This window comes from Demequina capsici (assembly GCF_032102965.1).
GTDB classification, from domain to species: domain Bacteria; phylum Actinomycetota; class Actinomycetes; order Actinomycetales; family Demequinaceae; genus Demequina; species Demequina capsici.
Genome location: NZ_CP134880.1, coordinates 1751219 through 1767397, shown reverse-complemented (window position 1 = coordinate 1767397; position 16179 = coordinate 1751219). Strand labels below are relative to the sequence as shown.

The following is a 16179-nucleotide window of genomic DNA, read 5'->3' as shown; positions in this document are numbered from 1 at the left end:
CCTCAAATGAAGGAAATTGACGTCGATATCCAGATTTGTGGGGAGAAGTGGAGTAAAGTGGGGGCATCGGGTGAACCGTGGCGAGGGGAGGAGTGGTCACGTGTCGGATGCGGCGGTGCACGGCCTGGGTCCCACCGGGGTCCTGCTCGGCACGTTCACGCCCCGTCTCGATGACAAGGGCCGGCTGATCCTCCCCGCCAAGTTCCGCGGGCGGCTCGCCTCCGGGCTGGTCGCGACCCGTGGTCTGGACCGGTGCATCTTCGTGTTCCCGATCGACGAGTTCCAGGAGGTTCACAACCGCCTCCGGAAGGCGCCGCTCGAGAACAAGGCGGCGCGCGACTACATGAGGTCCTTCCTGGCCTACGCGCAGGACGACATCCCCGACAAGCAGGGTCGGGTGCTGCTGTCTCAGCCGCTGCGGAAGTACGCGGGGATCGACAGGGAGGTGGCCGTGGTCGGCATGGGGTCCCGGGTCGAGATCTGGGACGTGGAGGCCTGGGAGGCCTACCTGGAGGCGGGCGAGGACGCGTACGCGAAGACGGCCGCCGAGGTGTTCGACGACATGTGACGCACGTGCCCCGTGGCCTTCTTCCGAGCAGCTCTGGCGGACTTCCCCCCGCCAGAGGGGCCGGAGGGAGACCTCGGGGCATGGCACGACAGCAGGGAAGGAGGGGCCATGGGGCAGGATGCAGCGTCACGCCACGTGCCGGTCATGCGCGACCGGTGCGTCGAATTGATGGCCCCCGCGCTCCTGCACGACGGTGCGGTGGCCATCGACGGCACGCTCGGCATGGGTGGCCACACCGAGGCGATCCTCGAACGATGCCCCGCAGCGAGGGTCGTAGGCATCGACAGGGACGAGCAGGCCATCGCGCTCGCGTCCGAGCGGCTCGCACGCTTCGGCGACCGGTTCGTGGCCCACCATGCGACATACGACGACATGCGCGGAGCGCTCGCGGCCGCAGGCGCCGCGCAGGCCGACGCGGTGCTGCTCGACCTGGGCGTGAGCTCGCTGCAGATCGACGAGGCGGACCGCGGCTTCTCATACGCCCAGGACGCGCCGCTGGACATGCGGATGGACCGCACCGAGTCGCGCACCGCCGCGGACCTCCTGCGGGACGAGGACGAGCGTGAGATCGCACGGCTGCTCCGCGTCTACGGCGAGGAACGGTACGCGCCGAGGATCGCGCGCGCGATCGTCCGACGTCGCGAGACCGCTCCGCTGACGCGGTCCACCGAGCTCGCCGAGATCGTCCGTGAGGCCATGCCCGCCGCCGTCCGCAACGCGCCCGGCGGCCACCCCGCGAAGCGCACGTTCCAGGCGCTGCGCATCGCGGTCAACCGCGAGCTCGAGGTGCTTGAACGGGCGGTGCCTGAGGCGATCGAGTCGGTGCGCGTGGGAGGGCGGGTCGTGGTCATGAGCTATCACTCGCTCGAGGACCGCCTCGTGAAGCATGCCTTCGCCGCAGGCGCGGAGGTCGACGCGCCGCCCGGGCTGCCTGTCGTCCCAGACGAGGCGCAACCGTTTCTCCGTCTGCTCACGCGAGGAGCTGAGAAGGCGTCCGCCGAGGAGGCGGAGGCCAACCCCCGGTCGAAGCCGGTGCGCCTGCGCGCCGTCGAACGTCTGCGGCCCACGCCGCCGTCCCGAGTGAGGAGGCTCGTGTGAGCGCCGTCCCCAAGCATCGTCCCGCGGTCGCGTATCCGGCTCCTGCCAGGGGCGCCGCCCGCGCGGGCGCGGCCACCGCCACGGCCCCGCGCCGTCAGCGTCACGCCGCGGACATCGCCGACACGGGCCGCGCGTCGCATCTCAAGGCCGTCGCCGCGCCGCAGCAGGCGCGCTCGATCGTGCCGTTCGCAGCCCTGTGCGTCGGCATCATCGTCGCCTCCCTCGCCGCCGTGCTCCTGATCAACATCGTGATGACGGAGGGGGCCTACGAGCGGCGTGACCTCAAGCTCGAGATCGCGCAGCTCGCGCAGCAGCATGACGATCTCGTGATGCAGCTCGAGGCGAACTCGGCTCCTCAGCAGCTGGCGCAGCGTGCCTCCGACCTCGGCATGGTGCCGGCGGATACGCTCGGCTTCGTGTCATTGCAGCAAGGAGTGGTGCTCGAGGCGAGGACGGGCTGATGGCTGAGCCCGCGGTCCGCACGCATCTTCCGCGCGTGGGCCATCCCGTGCGCCGTCAGCGTCTGCTCTCCCTCGGGGCGCTCGCCATCCTGCTGGTGTTCGTCGGCAGGCTCGTCATGGTGCAGGGGGTCAACGCCGCCGAGCTGTCCGAGCAGGCGCTTGCCACGCGCCTCACGACCACGAGCGTGTCCACGGAGCGTGCCGACATCGTCGACAGGAACGGCGTGGTGCTCGCCACGTCGGTGCAGCGGTACAACGTGTATGTCGACCAGACCGAGCTCGCCGAATGGAAGCGCACCGACAACGGCACCGTCACGGCACAGGGACCGCTCGACGCCGCGAAGATCCTCGCGCCCATCCTCGGCATGAGCGAGAGCGAGCTGGCAGCGCTGCTCGTCGGCGACGCGACGTTCAAGTACATCGCCAAGTCGGTGACGCCGGAGACCTGGCAGCTGATCGACGACGAAGGCATCTACGGCATCGGCAAGGAGAGCGTCTCGGATCGGATCTACCCGAACGGCACGGTAGCGGGCAACGTCGTCGGCTTCATGGGCGGTCGTTCCGACCAGGCCGGGCTGTTCGGCAACGCAGGCATCGAGCTTGCGCTCGAGGACACCCTGGTGGGCGAGGACGGGTCGATCACCTACGAGCGCGGCGTCGGCGGCACGGTGATCCCCACCGGCATCCTCGACGAGACCGCGGCCCAGCCCGGCGACACGGTCGTGCTCACCATCGACTCCGACATCCAGTACCAGGTGCAGCAGATCCTTGACACCGCGGTGAGCAACACAGGGTCGTCCGCCGGCATCGTCATCGTCGAGGACGTGAAGACCGGGGAGATCTACGCGCTCGCCGACTCGGACACCGTCGACCCGAACGACCCCGGCGCCTCCGCACCCGACGACCGTGGATCGCGGGCCGTGTCGACTGTCTTCGAGCCCGGATCGACCGCCAAGGTCATCACCATGGCCGCCGCGATCGAGGAGGGCGTCGCGACGCCCACGTCGCAGTTCGTCGCCCCGTACGAGTACACGACGGCGAACGGCCAGACCTTCCACGACTCGCACGACTACGGCGACCAGAAGCTCACCCTCGCAGGCATCCTCGTCAACTCCTCGAACACGGGCACGATCCAGGTGGGACAGCAGCTGGACCTCGCGACGCGCTACAAGTACCTCAGCGCGTTCGGCTTCGGCACGCCCACCGACGTGGGCCTTCCCGGAGAGTCCGGCGGCATCCTGCACGACTACAGCAAGTGGGACGGTCGTACCGAGTACGCCGTCCTCTACGGCCAGGGCGTCTCCGTCACAGCGCTGCAGACGGCGCAGGTGTACCAGACGATCGCCAACGGGGGAGTGCGGGTGCAGCCCACGGTGGTGTCGGGCTACAAGTCCGCCGACGGCACATTCACGCCGCGCGACACCGACGCGCCCACCCAGGTCGTCAGCGAGGAGACCGCATCCGAGCTGATGCGCATGCTCGAGGACGTCACAGCGGAAGGCACCGGCGGCGCCGCGCAGATCACCGGCTACCGCGTGGCGGGCAAGACGGGAACTGCACAGGTGATCGGCAGCGACGGCACGCAGTCCGGTATCGTCGCGTCGTTCGTCGGCATCGCCCCGGCGGATGATCCGCGTATCGTCGTGTCGGTCATCATGTTCGACCCCAAGACCTCGATCTGGGGCGGGACGGTGGCCGCGCCCGTGTTCCGCGACGTGGCGACCCTGACCCTGCAGTCGCTGGGAGTGGCGCCGTCGACGGGCCAGGCGGATCCGTACCCCACCACCTGGGAGTGAGCTTGACCTCGATGGAGCTTCGACCCGCGCACGCGCGGGGCGCGAATCTTGCGCAAGTCGCCGCACGAGTCGGCGCGGATGCGCTGCACCTCATGGGACCTGGCAGTGCGCGGCCCGACGGCGCCGAGCCCAGCAGCGTCGCCCTCAGCGGCGCCACCGTCGACTCGCGTGAGGTTCGCCCGGGGGACCTCTTCGGAGCCTTCCCCGGATTCAAGGTGCATGGCGCGACGTTCGGCGCCCAGGTCGCCGCAGCGGGCGCTGCCGCCGTCCTCACCGACGCCGCGGGCGCGGAGCTGCTCGCGGCCGACGAAGTGGCGTTGCCCGTGCTCGTCGTCGCGGACCCGCGTGCGGCGATGGGTGAGGCAGCGGCGCTGATCTACGGGGATCCGTCGAGGGACCTGGTGTTCGTCGGCGTGACGGGGACCAACGGCAAGACGACCACGAGCTACTTCATCGAGTCCGCCTTGAGACGTACCCACGACCGCACAGGGATCATGGGCACCGTCGAGCTGCGGATCGGCAGCGAGGCGATCGAGAGCCCGCGCACGACCGTCGAGGCGCCGGTGCTCCACGGCCTGCTCGCGCGGATGCGCGACGAGGGCGTGACGGCCGCGGTCACCGAGGTGAGCTCGCATGCGGCGGCGCTCGATCGCATCGCAGGAGTCGAGTTCGCGGTCGCCGTGTTCACCAACCTGCAATGGGACCACCTGGACTTCCACAAGACGATGGACGGCTACCTGGACGCCAAGGCGCGGCTCTTCGAGCCTGGCCGTGCGCGCCGCGCGGTCATCAACGTGGACGACGAATGGGGACGCAAGCTCGCGGGCCGCGTGCAGATCCCGTGCGAGCGGGTGTCGACGCGACCTGACGCCCCTCATCCGGCCGACTGGTCGGTGACGTGGGCCGACATCGGCCTCGACGGCGTCGGCTCCCGCTTCACCTTCACCGACCCGGAGGGCGCGGAGCACCACGCCGAGAGCCCGCTGCCAGGGCTGGTCAACGTCAGCAACTCCATGGTCGCGATCGTCGCTGCGCACGCTGCAGGCGTGCCGCTCGACGACGCGATCGCGGGTGTCGCGGGGGGTCATGAGGTGCCCGGTCGCATGGAACGTGTGATCGAGCGCAGCGATGTCGATCCGCTCGCGATCGTCGACTACGCGCATACGCCTGATGCGCTCACGCTGGCGCTGGAGGGCGTCCGCCCCATCACGCCGGGGCGCCTGATCCTGATCTTCGGCTCCGACGGCGACCGCGACCAGGGCAAGCGCCCGGTCATGGGGGAGATCGCGGCGCAGCTCGCGGACATCATCGTCCTGACCGACGAGAATCCACGGTCCGAGGAGCCGGCCGCGATCCGAGCCGCCATCCGCGAGGGGATCCAGAAGGTGCGACCGGACCTTCACGACGTGCACGAGGTGGAGCCACGGGTCGAGGCCGTCGCGTACGGGCTCCGGCTCGGGCGACCAGGGGACACGGTGATCGTCACCGGGAAGGGCCATGAGCCCACGCAGGAGATCGCCGGAGTGTTCCATCGGTACAACGACCGCGACGCCTACCTTGCGGCCCATGCCTGCATCGTCGCCGAGCGGGAAGGCGGGCAGGAATGAGGCCGCTCACTGCGGGCTGGATCGCCGACGCGGTCGGCGGCGCCCTGCACGCCGACGCACACGTGACGGTGAGCTCCGCATGGAACGACACGAGGGTGCTGAAGCCCGGCGCGCTCTACCTTGCGGTCGTCGGCGAGATCTTCGACGGACACCTCTTCGTCGACGACGCGACCGAGGCCGGGGCGGTGCTCACGCTCGCGTCGCGCCCGGTCGACGTCCCGCACATCCTTGTCGACGATGTCCCCGCCGCGGCGGGACGCCTCGCCAAGGCGTACCTGGCGCTGCTCCGGTCCGAGGGCGAGCTGACCGTGATCGGGATCACCGGCTCGAACGGCAAGACGACCACGAAGGACCTCCTCCTGCAGGTCCTGCCGAACGTCCACGGACCGATCAAGAGCTACAACGACGCGCTCGGCGTGCCGCTCACGATCCTCGGGACGGAGGCGAGCACGCGGTTCCTGGTGCTCGAGATGGGTGCGAGCGCGCCGGGTGACCTCGCGTACCTGACCGACATCGCCCCGCTCGACCTCGCCGTGGTGCTCACCGTGGGCACCGCGCACCTGGGCGGCTACGGCTCGCCCGAGGCGCTCGCCAAGGAGAAGGCCTCGATCCTCGACGGGCTGCAGCCTGGCGGCGTCGCGATACTCAACGCCGACGATGCGCGCGTGGCGGCGATGGCGCCGCACCATGAGGACGTCGACGAAGCGATCGCGCAGCAGCCCTCCTACGGCATGATCCTCTTCGGCGTCTCGGAGGGAGCGGCGAACCGGGCGCACGGCCTCACGAACGAGCGCGGACGCGCGTCGTTCGCGATCGGCGCCCTTCCGCGACGCACCCTGGCCCTCGTGGGCGAGCACCACGTCACCAACGTGCTGGCCGCGTTCTCGGTCGCCGTGCAGTGCGGCCTCGACCCCGCCATCGCATGGGAGACCCTCGCCGCCGCGAAGCCGCTGTCGTCGCATCGTATGGCGCTCACGCAGCGCGCGGACGGTGTGTGGATCCTGGACGACGCGTACAACGCCAGCCCCGAGTCGATGAGGGCGGCGCTGCGCGCGCTGAAGGATGTCGCCCAGGACGGACGTGCCATCGCCGTGATCGGCGAGATGCGCGAGATGGGCGAGCTGTCGCGCCCGGCGCACGAGGAGATCGGCCTGGACGCGGTGCGCCTCCGGCTCGACCTGCTGCTGGTCGTCGGCGAAGGTGCGCGGCCCGCGTACGTGTCAGCCGTGCGGGAGGGCTCCTGGGGCGACGAGGCTGCCTACGCCGCTACGATTGACGAGGCTCGCGAGATGCTGGACCGCATCCTTCGACCGGGGGACACCGTGCTGCTGAAGTCCTCGCGAGACTCCGGGCTCCTGAAGCTCGCCGATGCCCTGCTGGAGGAGAACGCATGAAGGCGGTCGTCGCCGCTGGTGGTATCGCGCTGCTGGTCTCGCTGCTCGGGACGCCGCTGTTCATCCGCTACCTCACCAGCAAGCACTACGGTCAGTTCATCCGCCAGGACGGACCCGCATCGCACCACGTGAAGCGCGGCACCCCGACCATGGGCGGAGTCGTCATCATCCTCGCTGCGCTCGTGGGCTGGCTGGGCGGGAACCTGTTCATCGGGCGCGCACCGAACGCGTCCTCCGCCCTCGTCGTCTTCCTGCTGGTCGGGCTCGGCTTCGTCGGCTTCCTGGACGACGCGATCAAGATCCGGCAGGAACGGTCGCTCGGCCTCAAGGCCAGGTGGAAGATCCTCGGCCAAGGCGTGGTCGGGATCGCGTTCGCCGTGATGGCGCTGCAGTTCCCGAACGACGATGGCATCACGCCTGCGTCGACCGCCGTCTCGTTCCTGCGCGACACCGCGGTGGATCTGGCGGTGCTCGGTCCCGCGCTGGCGATCATCGCCTTCGTGATCTGGGCCAACTTCCTGATCACCGCGTGGTCGAACGCCGTGAACCTCACCGATGGGCTCGACGGTCTCGCCACGGGTGCGTCGCTCATCTTCTTCGGCTCGTACGTGATCATCGCCATCTGGCAGCTCCAGCAGAACTGCCAGCTCAGCGGCACGGGATCGCTGTGCTACGACGTCCGTGACCCGCTCGATCTCGCAGTGCTGGCCTCCGCGCTCGCCGGATCCTGCTTCGGGTTCCTGTGGTGGAACACCTCGCCGGCCCGCATCTTCATGGGAGACACGGGCTCGCTCGCGCTCGGCGGTGCGATCGCGGGGATGACGATCGTGTCCCGCACCGAGTTCCTGGGTCTGATCGTCGGAGGGCTGTTCGTGCTGGTCGTCGCGTCGTCGGTCCTGCAGATCGGCTGGTTCAAGATCAGCGGCGGCAAACGGCTGTTCAAGATGGCCCCGCTGCACCACCACTTCGAGCTGATGGGGTGGAACGAGGTGACGATCGTCGTGAGGTTCTGGATCATCGCGGGGCTCTTCGCGGCCATCGGCGTCGGGATCTTCTACGCGGAGTGGGTGGCGAACCTGTGAGCATCGCGGGGCTGAGGGTCCTCATCCTCGGCGTCGGCGTCGCAGGGACCTCTGCGCGCCTCGCGTGCGAGCAGGAGGGTGCCCAGGCGGTCACCGTCGACGCCAACGGACGGGCCGACCACCTCGATGTGTCGGAGCTCGATCTCACGACGTTCGACGTGGTGATGGCCTCCGCGGCGTTCGCTCCGCACTCGGACGCGATCCGCGCGTGCGCGGCGGCGGGCCTGCCGATCTGGTCCGAGATGGAGTTCGCCTGGCGCGTGCGCCGCCACGGGGTCCCATGGGTCCTCGTCACCGGCACGAACGGCAAGACGACCACCACGCAGATGGTCGGCGCGATCGCCGAAGCCGGAGGTCTGGACGTCGCGGTGTGCGGGAACATGGGCATCCCGGTGATCACCGCCGGACGAGAGCAGCACGACCTCGTCGCAGTCGAGATCGCCAGCCTTCAGCTCCACTTCACCGAGACGCTGTCGCCGCATGCGGCGGTCTGCCTCAACGCCGACGACGACCACACGGACTGGCACGGTTCTCTCGAGGCGTACCGGGCGGCGAAGGCACGCGTGTACCGGCACGTGCAGGTCGCGTGCGTGTACCCCGCCGCCGACAAGCTTGTCGAGTCCATGGTGGAGGAGGCCGACGTCGTGGAGGGGTGTCGTGCCATCGGCGTCACGCTCGGCGCGCCCGGTCTCAGCCAGCTGGGAGTGGTCGAGGGAATCCTCGTGGACCGTGCATTTGTCGACGATCGCCGGCGCGAGGCGGTGGAGCTGGGGCATGTGAGCGACCTTGCGCACCTCGTGGCTGGGACGGTGCCTCCGTACCTCGTCACGAACGCGCTCGCAGCGGCGGCGCTCGCGCGAGCCGTGGGCGTGGACGCTGCTGCCGTCGCTGCAGGACTGCGTGGCTTCTCGCTCGACAAGCATCGGACGGCGTTCGTGCGCGAGCTCGACGGGGTCTCGTACGTGGACGATTCGAAGGCGACCAACGCGCATGCCGCGATCGCCGCGTTCGGCGGGATGCCCGCGTCGTCCGTCGTGTGGATCGCCGGTGGCCTGCCCAAGGGACAGGAGTTCTCGCCGCTCGTCGAGGCGGTGCGTGACCGCCTCAAGGCGGTGGTGCTGATAGGCGATGACCCTGCACCGCTCGCCTCCGCCCTCGAGGGACACGCGCCCGATATACCCGTGGTGCGCATCGAGCCGGGAGACACTGTGATGGCCAGAGCCGTCGACTCGGCTCGGTCGCTCGCCTCCCACGGCGACACCGTGCTGCTGTCACCGGCATGCGCATCGTTCGACCAGTTCACCAGCTATGCGGATCGAGGAGAGGCCTTCGCCCAGGCGGCGCAGGCTCTGGAATAGGCGCCGAGCGCCGAGGGGAGGTGACCGTGACGGCGACGACCGACCGCCGCAAGGCCGCACCGGCGCCCACGGGCTCTCCCGTCGTCACGTACTACCTGTTGGCGGCGGCCACCACCATCCTGGTGATGATCGGCCTGGCGGTCGTGCTCTCGAGCTCGTCGATCTCGTCGATCCGCTCGACAGGCGGCAACCCGTGGACCCTCTTCCTGGTCCAGTTCGCCGCGCTGCTCCTGGGGCTCACCGCGCTGGTGCTCGGCTCCCGCATGCCGATCGTGTGGTGGAAGAGGATGACTCCTCTGGTCTTCTACGGTTCGATCGGTCTGCTGGTCGTGGTCCAGCTCACGGGGTACGCGGTGGGCGGCAACAAGAACTGGATCCGCATCGGATCGGTCTCCGTGCAGCCATCGGAGTTCGCCAAGCTGGGGCTCGCGCTGTACCTCGGGCTCGTGCTCGCCCAGATGCGCAAGGAGCTGACCAGTCTCAAGGCGATCGCGGTGCCGAGCGGCATTGCGGCCGCGGGCATGATCGGGCTGGTCCTCGTGGGTCACGACATGGGCACCGCGATCGTCATGGTCATGCTGACCGCTGCCGCGTACTGGGTCGCGGGTGTGCCTGCACGATTCTTCGGCCTGGGCGCGGCCGCCGCGTCCGTGGGAGTGATCGTGCTCCTCACGCAGGGCACCACCCGCATCGCCCGCATCATGACGTGGCTCTCCGCGGACTGCGACACCCAGGGCGCGTGCCTCCAGCAGACGCGTGGCACGTGGGCTCTCGCCTCGGGCGGCATCTGGGGTCTGGGCCCAGGCATGAGCCGGGAGAAGTGGGGTTACCTCCCCGCGTCGGACAACGACTTCATCTACGCCATCATCGGAGAGGAGTGGGGGCTCATCGGCACCGTGGCAGTCCTCATCGCTTTCGCCATGATCCTGGTCGCGGTCACGCGGCTCGTGCACAGGCACCGCGACCCGTTCGTCCAGATCACGTCCGCGGCGCTCGGCGCCTGGATCGTCGGCCAGGCGTTCATCAACATCGCCGTGGTGCTGGAGCTGCTCCCCGTGACCGGCGTGCCGCTCCCGCTCGTCTCGTCCGGAGGCTCCTCGTTGATCGCCTCGCTCGCTGCTCTCGGCGTGCTCCTGGCGTTCGCCAGACGCGAGCCAGGAGCGCCCGAGGCCTTCGCCGCACGACCTTCCATGATCAAGCGGTCCATCGCCGTCGTGTCCAGGGGGCGTCGTGGGTGAGCCCATCCTGCTCGCGGGTGGAGGCACCGCAGGTCACGTGAACCCGCTGCTCGCCACCGCGGCCGAGCTCCAGGCGCGCGGCCACGCGCCCGCCGCGCTCGGCACGGCGCAGGGTCTCGAGGTGGATCTGGTGCCCCGCGCAGGGCTGGAGCTCTTCACGGTGCCGAAGGTGCCGATGCCGCGCCGTCCGTCGATGGATCTGCTGCGCCTGCCCGTGAACCTGAAGCGCGCCGTGGATGCCGCAGGCGACGCGATCGACGCCATCGGAGCGAAGGCCGTCGTCGGATTCGGGGGCTACGCGTCGACGCCCGCGTATCTCGCCGCGCGTCGCCGCAAGGTGCCGGTGATCGTCCATGAGGGGAACATGCGTCCGGGCCTTGCCAACCGCCTCGGAGCCAGGTGGGCCGTCGCGGTCGCCGCGACGTTCTCCGGAACGCCCCTCAAGGGCGCTGTGGTGACCGGCCTGCCGCTGCGGGCGCAGATCGCCGACCTCGCGACGTCGTTGAACGACGACGGGGCACGCGACGAGCTGCAGTCGCTCGCACGCATGAACCTGGGCTGGCCTGCCGATGCGCCCGTGCTGCTCGTGACGGGCGGCTCGTCGGGCGCGGCGAGCCTCAACGCCGCCACCGCCGGTGCGGCCGCGCGGCTCACGTCTCACGGTGTGCACGTGATCCACCTCACCGGCAAGGGCAAGGCCGACGAGGCGCTGCGGGCGCAAGGAGATCTCCCGGCGGTGCACCGGCAGATGTACCTGGTGCAGGAGTACGCGCACGACATGGCGGCGATGCTCGGCGCGGCCGGCGCGGTGGTGGCTCGATCCGGGGCCGGCATGGTGTGCGAGCTGACGGCGCTCGGCATCCCCGCGCTGTACGTGCCGCTGCCGCATGGGAACGGCGAGCAGGGGCTGAACGCTGGACCCGCCGTGAGCGCCGGCGCCGCCACGATGATCCGCGACGCGGATCTGAACCCCGCGTCGATCGAGATGGCGGCCGAGCGGATGCTGCTCGACCGCGAGGCGCCTGCCCGGATGCGCGCGGCGGCACAGCGCGTCGGCATCGCAGACGGTTCCGCTCGGCTTGCGGACCTCGTGGAGGAGCAGCTGTGACCGATCGTCTCCACTTCATCGGCGTGGGCGGCTCCGGCATGTCCGCGGTGGCACGCCTGACGGCGGCGACCGGCGTGGACGTGTCCGGCACGGACGCGAAGGAGAGCGCGTACTTCCTGGCGCTGAAGGCGGCGGGCATGGATGTGCGCATCGGGCATGACGCCTCGCTCGTCGAGGGCGCTGCCGCCGTGGTGATCTCTACCGCGGTGCGCGAGTCCAATGTGGAGCTGGCGCATGCGCGCGAGCTCCACATCCCTGTGCTGCATCGCTCCGAGGCGCTCGCGCGGGCGCTCGAGGGGCAGCGCCTCGTCAGCGTGGCGGGGTCCCATGGCAAGACGACCACCTCGGCGCTGACGGCGCACCTGCTGCATGCCTGCGGCGTCGACGCGAGCTACGCCGTCGGCGCTCGCGTGCTCGGCATCGAGGGTGCGGTCGCGGGCGGGTACGCCGGGACGAGCGGCGTCGCGGTGGTGGAGGCCGATGAGTCGGACGGGTCGTTCCTGCGGTACGACACCGAGGTCGCGATCATCCTCAACATCGAACCCGATCATCTGGACTTCCACGGCACGGTCGAGGCGCTCCACGCCGCGTTCGAGGCGTTCGCGCGAGGAGCCGAGCTGCTGGTCGCGTGCGTCGACGACCCGGTGGTGCGCCGGATCGCCACCCGGCTGCGAGCTGAGGGCCGCAGGGTGGTCGGCTATGGCGTCGCGGCCGACGCCGACGTGCGTGTCACGCCCGAGGGCCTCGTGCGGGACGGGGAGGTGTTCGAGATCACCCCGTCGCTTCCTGGTGCGCATCAGCGCCTCAATGCCGCGGCGGCGTGGGCGGCCGCGGTTCACATGGGGGCGGACCCCGTGCGTGCCGCGCGCGCCGTGGCGACCTTCGGGGGCACAGGGCGCCGCTTCGAGCTGCGCGGCGAGGTGGGCGGCATCCGTGTGATCGACGACTACGCGCATCACCCCACGGAGGTCGCGGCGATGCTCGCGGGCGCGCGCGCATCCGGTGCAGGCCACCTGATCGTGCTGTTCCAGCCGGCGCTGTTCACACGCACCCAGCTTCACGCAGCCGCATTCGGGCGTGCCTTGTCCGTGCCGGACGCTGACGTAATCCTGGCAGAGGTCCATGGCGATCGGGAGGACCCGATCCCTGGTGTCACGTCGCGGCTGATAGCTGACGCGGCGACCCCGCCCGAGGGTTCGTCGTTGCGGCTCGTCCCCGATCTCGCAGACGCGGCCGCCGAGGTCGCGCGGATCGCCCGCCCGGGCGACCTGGTGCTGACGGTCGGCTCCGGGCCGGTGACGCAGGCGGCGGGGTGGGTCCTCGAGGCGTTGCGGGACGGCGCCGGGGGAGCGGAGCATGCCTGACAGGCCCACGACGCCTGCGCGACCGCCCGGTGTGAAGGGCCGACCCGTGGTGCCGAAGCCGGGCGCGCGGGACGCGCCCGCGCGCGTCGTGCCGACGAGCGAGCGCCGACGGCCGGTGTCCGAGATGGCCGAGACACGCACCGCGGTCCGTGTGCAGGAGAACGCCGCGGGGCCGGCGGCGGAGAACCCGAGGACCACCACCGCCGTCGATCCCGAGGTCTTCACCAGGGTCGGCGGGCGTGAGACGGACGGCGTCACGCTGCGCATGCGTGAGCGTCTCGCGGAGAAGAGGTCCGCGGAGCGCCGCCTCGTGCTGCGCAGGTGGGGTCGGCGCGGAGCAGTCGTCGCGGCGCTGCTGCTGCTGGTCTGGGCTGTGGTGATGTCGCCGTTCCTGCGCTTCGACGCATCGGCTGCCGAGATCTCGGGGTCTGGCCCGTACGTGGACACCGCTGCCGTCGATGCCGCCGTCGCGCAGTACGACGGTGACTCGCTCGCCCTCGTGGACACCGCGGCGCTGGTGGCGAGCCTGCAGGCGATCCCGGGGATCGCGGACGCGACGGTGGAGCGCCTCTGGCCGTCCACGTTGCGGATCGACATCGACGCCAGGGTCCCGGTGGCGGCCGTGCCGGTCGCCGACGGCGGGTACGCGATCGTGGACGATTCTGCGACGACCGTCACGACGGTGACCGACGCGCCGACGGACCTGCCCGTGGTGAACGTGCCGCTCGGCGACGGCAGCGATCGCGTCCTCGACGCGGTTCTCGGTGTCATCGACGAGCTGCCGGTGGACCTGCGGGCGCGGGTCCAGGACATCAACGCCGATTCTGAGGACTCGGTGAGTTTCACGCTGCGTGACGGCCCGCAGGTCGAATGGGGCGGGGTGGAGGACTCGGCGACGAAGGCGCAGGTGCTCGTCGTGCTGTTGGGCTCGCCTGAGGCGTCGTCCGCCGCGGTGATCGACGTCTCAGCGCCGACCTTGCCCATCACGCGGGCGCAGTAGGACAGGGCTCCGCGCGGCACGGATACGTGCGACACGCGCCGCGCCTGCGGGTCAGCGGGAGCCTGGCGACGTACCTTCGTCGTGGATCAACTTGACATAACTATAACCCTCAAGTTGAAGGTTAATGTTAAAAGGGGAGGCACCCATGGCCGCACCGCAGAACTACATCACCAACATCAAGGTCGTCGGCGTCGGCGGCGGCGGCGTCAACGCTGTGAACCGCATGATCGACGTCGGCCTCAAGGGCGCAGAGTTCATCGCGATCAACACCGACGCGCAGGCGCTCCTCATGTCCGATGCCGACGTGAAGCTCGACATCGGGCGCGAGCTCACCCGCGGCCTCGGCGCCGGAGCCGACCCCGAGGTGGGACGTCAGGCAGCCGAGGACCACGAGGATGAGATCACCGAGGCGCTCAAGGGCGCCGACATGGTGTTCGTCACGGCAGGCGAGGGCGGCGGCACCGGCACCGGCGGCGCCCCCGTCGTGGCGAGGATCGCGCGGACGCTCGGCGCCCTCACCGTCGGGGTCGTCACGCGGCCGTTCGGCTTCGAGGGCCGCCGCCGCGCGGACCAGGCCGACAACGGCATCATGACTCTCCGCCAGGAGGTCGACACGCTCATCGTCATCCCGAACGACCGTCTGCTCGACATCTCCGACGCGCAGCTGAGCGTGCTGGGCGCCTTCGCCGCCGCAGACCAGGTGCTGCAGGGCGGAGTCCAGGGCATCACGGATCTGATCACCACGCCCGGTCTCATCAACGTCGACTTCAACGACGTCAAGTCCGTGATGCAGGGCGCGGGCACCGCGCTCATGGGAGTCGCGTCCGCGCGCGGCGAGGGCCGTGCGCTCGAGGCCGCCGAGGGCGCGATCTCCTCGCCGCTCCTCGAGGCGTCCATCGAGGGCGCGCACGGCGTGCTCCTGTCGATCTCCGGCGGCTCGAACCTGGGCATCAAGGAGGTCGAGTCGGCGGCGCGTCTGGTGCGCGAGGCCGCTCACGCGGAGGCGAACATCATCTTCGGTACGGTGATCGACGACTCGCTCGGCGACGAGCTCCGTATCACCGTGATCGCCGCAGGCTTCGACGGCGGCGCGCCGCCGTACCGTCAGCACGACACCGCGGTCGCCGGGTACGAGAACGCGCGGCCGGCGCCTGCCGCGGTGGCCGCAGACCCCGTCTCGGCGCCCGTCGAGCGCCCCGTGCTCCCCACCGTGATCGACGACGAGGCCGAGCCGACGACGGACGCCATCGAGGTGGCGCCCAGGGTCGCCGCCGTCGAGGAGCTGGACGTCCCCGACTTCCTGCGGTAGCTCGCGCGTGCTCGATGCTGGCCTGCGTGTCAGGTCGTTCTTCACCGACCGCGCAGGCGGCTGCTCGTCCGGCCCGTACTCGTCGCTCAACATCGCGACCCACGTGGGCGACGATCCTGACGATGTGGCGCGCAACCGCCTGGTCGTCGCGGACGCAGCGGGAGCGCTGGTGACCTTCCTGCGTGCAGAGCACGGCATCGCCGTGGCCAGGATCGATGAGCCCACCGAGGACCCGCCGATCGCAGACGTCCTGCTCACGACGACCCCGGGTATCGCCCTGGGCGCGATCGCCGCGGACTGCGTGCCGGTGCTGCTCCATGACGAGGTGACCGGTGCTGTCGCGGCCGTGCACGCCGGCCGTGAGGGCCTGTACCGCGGCGTCGTCGACGCTGCGGTGGCGGCGATGCTCGACCTGAGACCCCGACGGCGTGGCACGGCGGGGATGTCCGCCGCGATCGGACCGGCGATCTGCGGTGCCTGCTACGAGGTGCCGGAGGCCATGCGCGCGCGGGTCGGATCCCGCCACCCCGTCGCCGTGTCGTCGACCCGTACGGGCACTCCGTCGCTCGACATCCCCCGCGCGATCGAGACCCGGCTCGCCGAGCTCGGGATCGACCCGATCGTGCGTCACCTCCGCTGCACCCTCGAGGACGAACGGTACTTCTCGCATCGCCGAGGCGCCCCCACAGGGCGCCATGCAGGAGTGATCGTCTGCGAGGGGCCGGGTCGGCGTGTCGGTCCCGGTGGCGTATGAGCCCTCGACTTACCGTTGACACCGATGAGCAAGTACCACCAC

At 70.3% G+C, this 16179-nt stretch carries 14 protein-coding genes; all 14 read left to right on the top strand.

Annotated features, from left to right (window positions below; genetic code table 11):
- The first annotated feature begins 100 nt into the window (after positions 1-100).
- Complete coding sequence (mraZ, locus tag RN607_RS08470) at positions 101-568, top strand: division/cell wall cluster transcriptional repressor MraZ (protein ID WP_313541866.1); 468 nt, start codon at positions 101-103, stop codon at positions 566-568.
- 108 nt (positions 569-676) lie between these two features.
- Positions 677-1666 (top strand): 16S rRNA (cytosine(1402)-N(4))-methyltransferase RsmH, encoded by a 990-nt coding sequence (gene rsmH / locus RN607_RS08465; RefSeq protein WP_313541863.1) that lies wholly within the window; start codon positions 677-679, stop codon positions 1664-1666.
- The gene (gene ftsL / locus RN607_RS08460; protein WP_313541861.1) at positions 1663-2127 is read left to right on the top strand and encodes a cell division protein FtsL; all 465 of its coding nucleotides are present in this window, start codon (positions 1663-1665) and stop codon (positions 2125-2127) included. Before rsmH ends, ftsL begins: the two co-directional genes overlap by 4 nt.
- Positions 2127-3923 (top strand): peptidoglycan D,D-transpeptidase FtsI family protein, encoded by a 1797-nt coding sequence (locus RN607_RS08455; RefSeq protein WP_313496199.1) that lies wholly within the window; start codon positions 2127-2129, stop codon positions 3921-3923. The genes ftsL and RN607_RS08455 overlap by 1 nt, the downstream gene beginning before the upstream one ends.
- Before the next feature lie 11 nt (positions 3924-3934).
- A complete protein-coding gene (locus RN607_RS08450; protein WP_313541860.1) occupies positions 3935-5530 on the top strand; it encodes a UDP-N-acetylmuramoyl-L-alanyl-D-glutamate--2,6-diaminopimelate ligase in 1596 nt (531 codons plus the stop codon).
- Positions 5527-6924: a UDP-N-acetylmuramoyl-tripeptide--D-alanyl-D-alanine ligase gene (locus RN607_RS08445; protein WP_313541857.1), complete on the top strand. Its 1398-nt coding sequence runs from the start codon at positions 5527-5529 to the stop codon at positions 6922-6924. Before RN607_RS08450 ends, RN607_RS08445 begins: the two co-directional genes overlap by 4 nt.
- Positions 6921-8006 (top strand): phospho-N-acetylmuramoyl-pentapeptide-transferase, encoded by a 1086-nt coding sequence (gene mraY, locus RN607_RS08440; RefSeq protein ID WP_313496194.1) that lies wholly within the window; start codon positions 6921-6923, stop codon positions 8004-8006. The genes RN607_RS08445 and mraY overlap by 4 nt, the downstream gene beginning before the upstream one ends.
- Positions 8003-9364, top strand: coding sequence for a UDP-N-acetylmuramoyl-L-alanine--D-glutamate ligase (murD, locus tag RN607_RS08435; protein ID WP_313541854.1), 1362 nt, complete (start codon positions 8003-8005; stop codon positions 9362-9364). Before mraY ends, murD begins: the two co-directional genes overlap by 4 nt.
- Before the next feature lie 26 nt (positions 9365-9390).
- Positions 9391-10602: an FtsW/RodA/SpoVE family cell cycle protein gene (locus tag RN607_RS08430; protein WP_313541851.1), complete on the top strand. Its 1212-nt coding sequence runs from the start codon at positions 9391-9393 to the stop codon at positions 10600-10602.
- Positions 10595-11710 (top strand): UDP-N-acetylglucosamine--N-acetylmuramyl-(pentapeptide) pyrophosphoryl-undecaprenol N-acetylglucosamine transferase, encoded by a 1116-nt coding sequence (locus RN607_RS08425; RefSeq protein WP_313541848.1) that lies wholly within the window; start codon positions 10595-10597, stop codon positions 11708-11710. The genes RN607_RS08430 and RN607_RS08425 overlap by 8 nt, the downstream gene beginning before the upstream one ends.
- Positions 11707-13074, top strand: a complete 1368-nt coding sequence (gene murC / locus RN607_RS08420; protein ID WP_313541845.1) for a UDP-N-acetylmuramate--L-alanine ligase — start codon at positions 11707-11709, stop codon at positions 13072-13074. Before RN607_RS08425 ends, murC begins: the two co-directional genes overlap by 4 nt.
- A complete protein-coding gene (locus RN607_RS08415) occupies positions 13067-14074 on the top strand; it encodes a cell division protein FtsQ/DivIB (RefSeq protein ID WP_313541842.1) in 1008 nt (335 codons plus the stop codon). The genes murC and RN607_RS08415 overlap by 8 nt, the downstream gene beginning before the upstream one ends.
- 145 nt (positions 14075-14219) lie before the next feature.
- Positions 14220-15383, top strand: a complete 1164-nt coding sequence (ftsZ, locus tag RN607_RS08410) for a cell division protein FtsZ (protein WP_313496183.1) — start codon at positions 14220-14222, stop codon at positions 15381-15383.
- A gap of 7 nt (positions 15384-15390) precedes the next feature.
- The gene (locus RN607_RS08405) at positions 15391-16137 is read left to right on the top strand and encodes a purine nucleoside phosphorylase YfiH/LACC1 family protein (RefSeq protein WP_313541839.1); all 747 of its coding nucleotides are present in this window, start codon (positions 15391-15393) and stop codon (positions 16135-16137) included.
- Positions 16138-16179 lie beyond the last annotated feature (42 nt).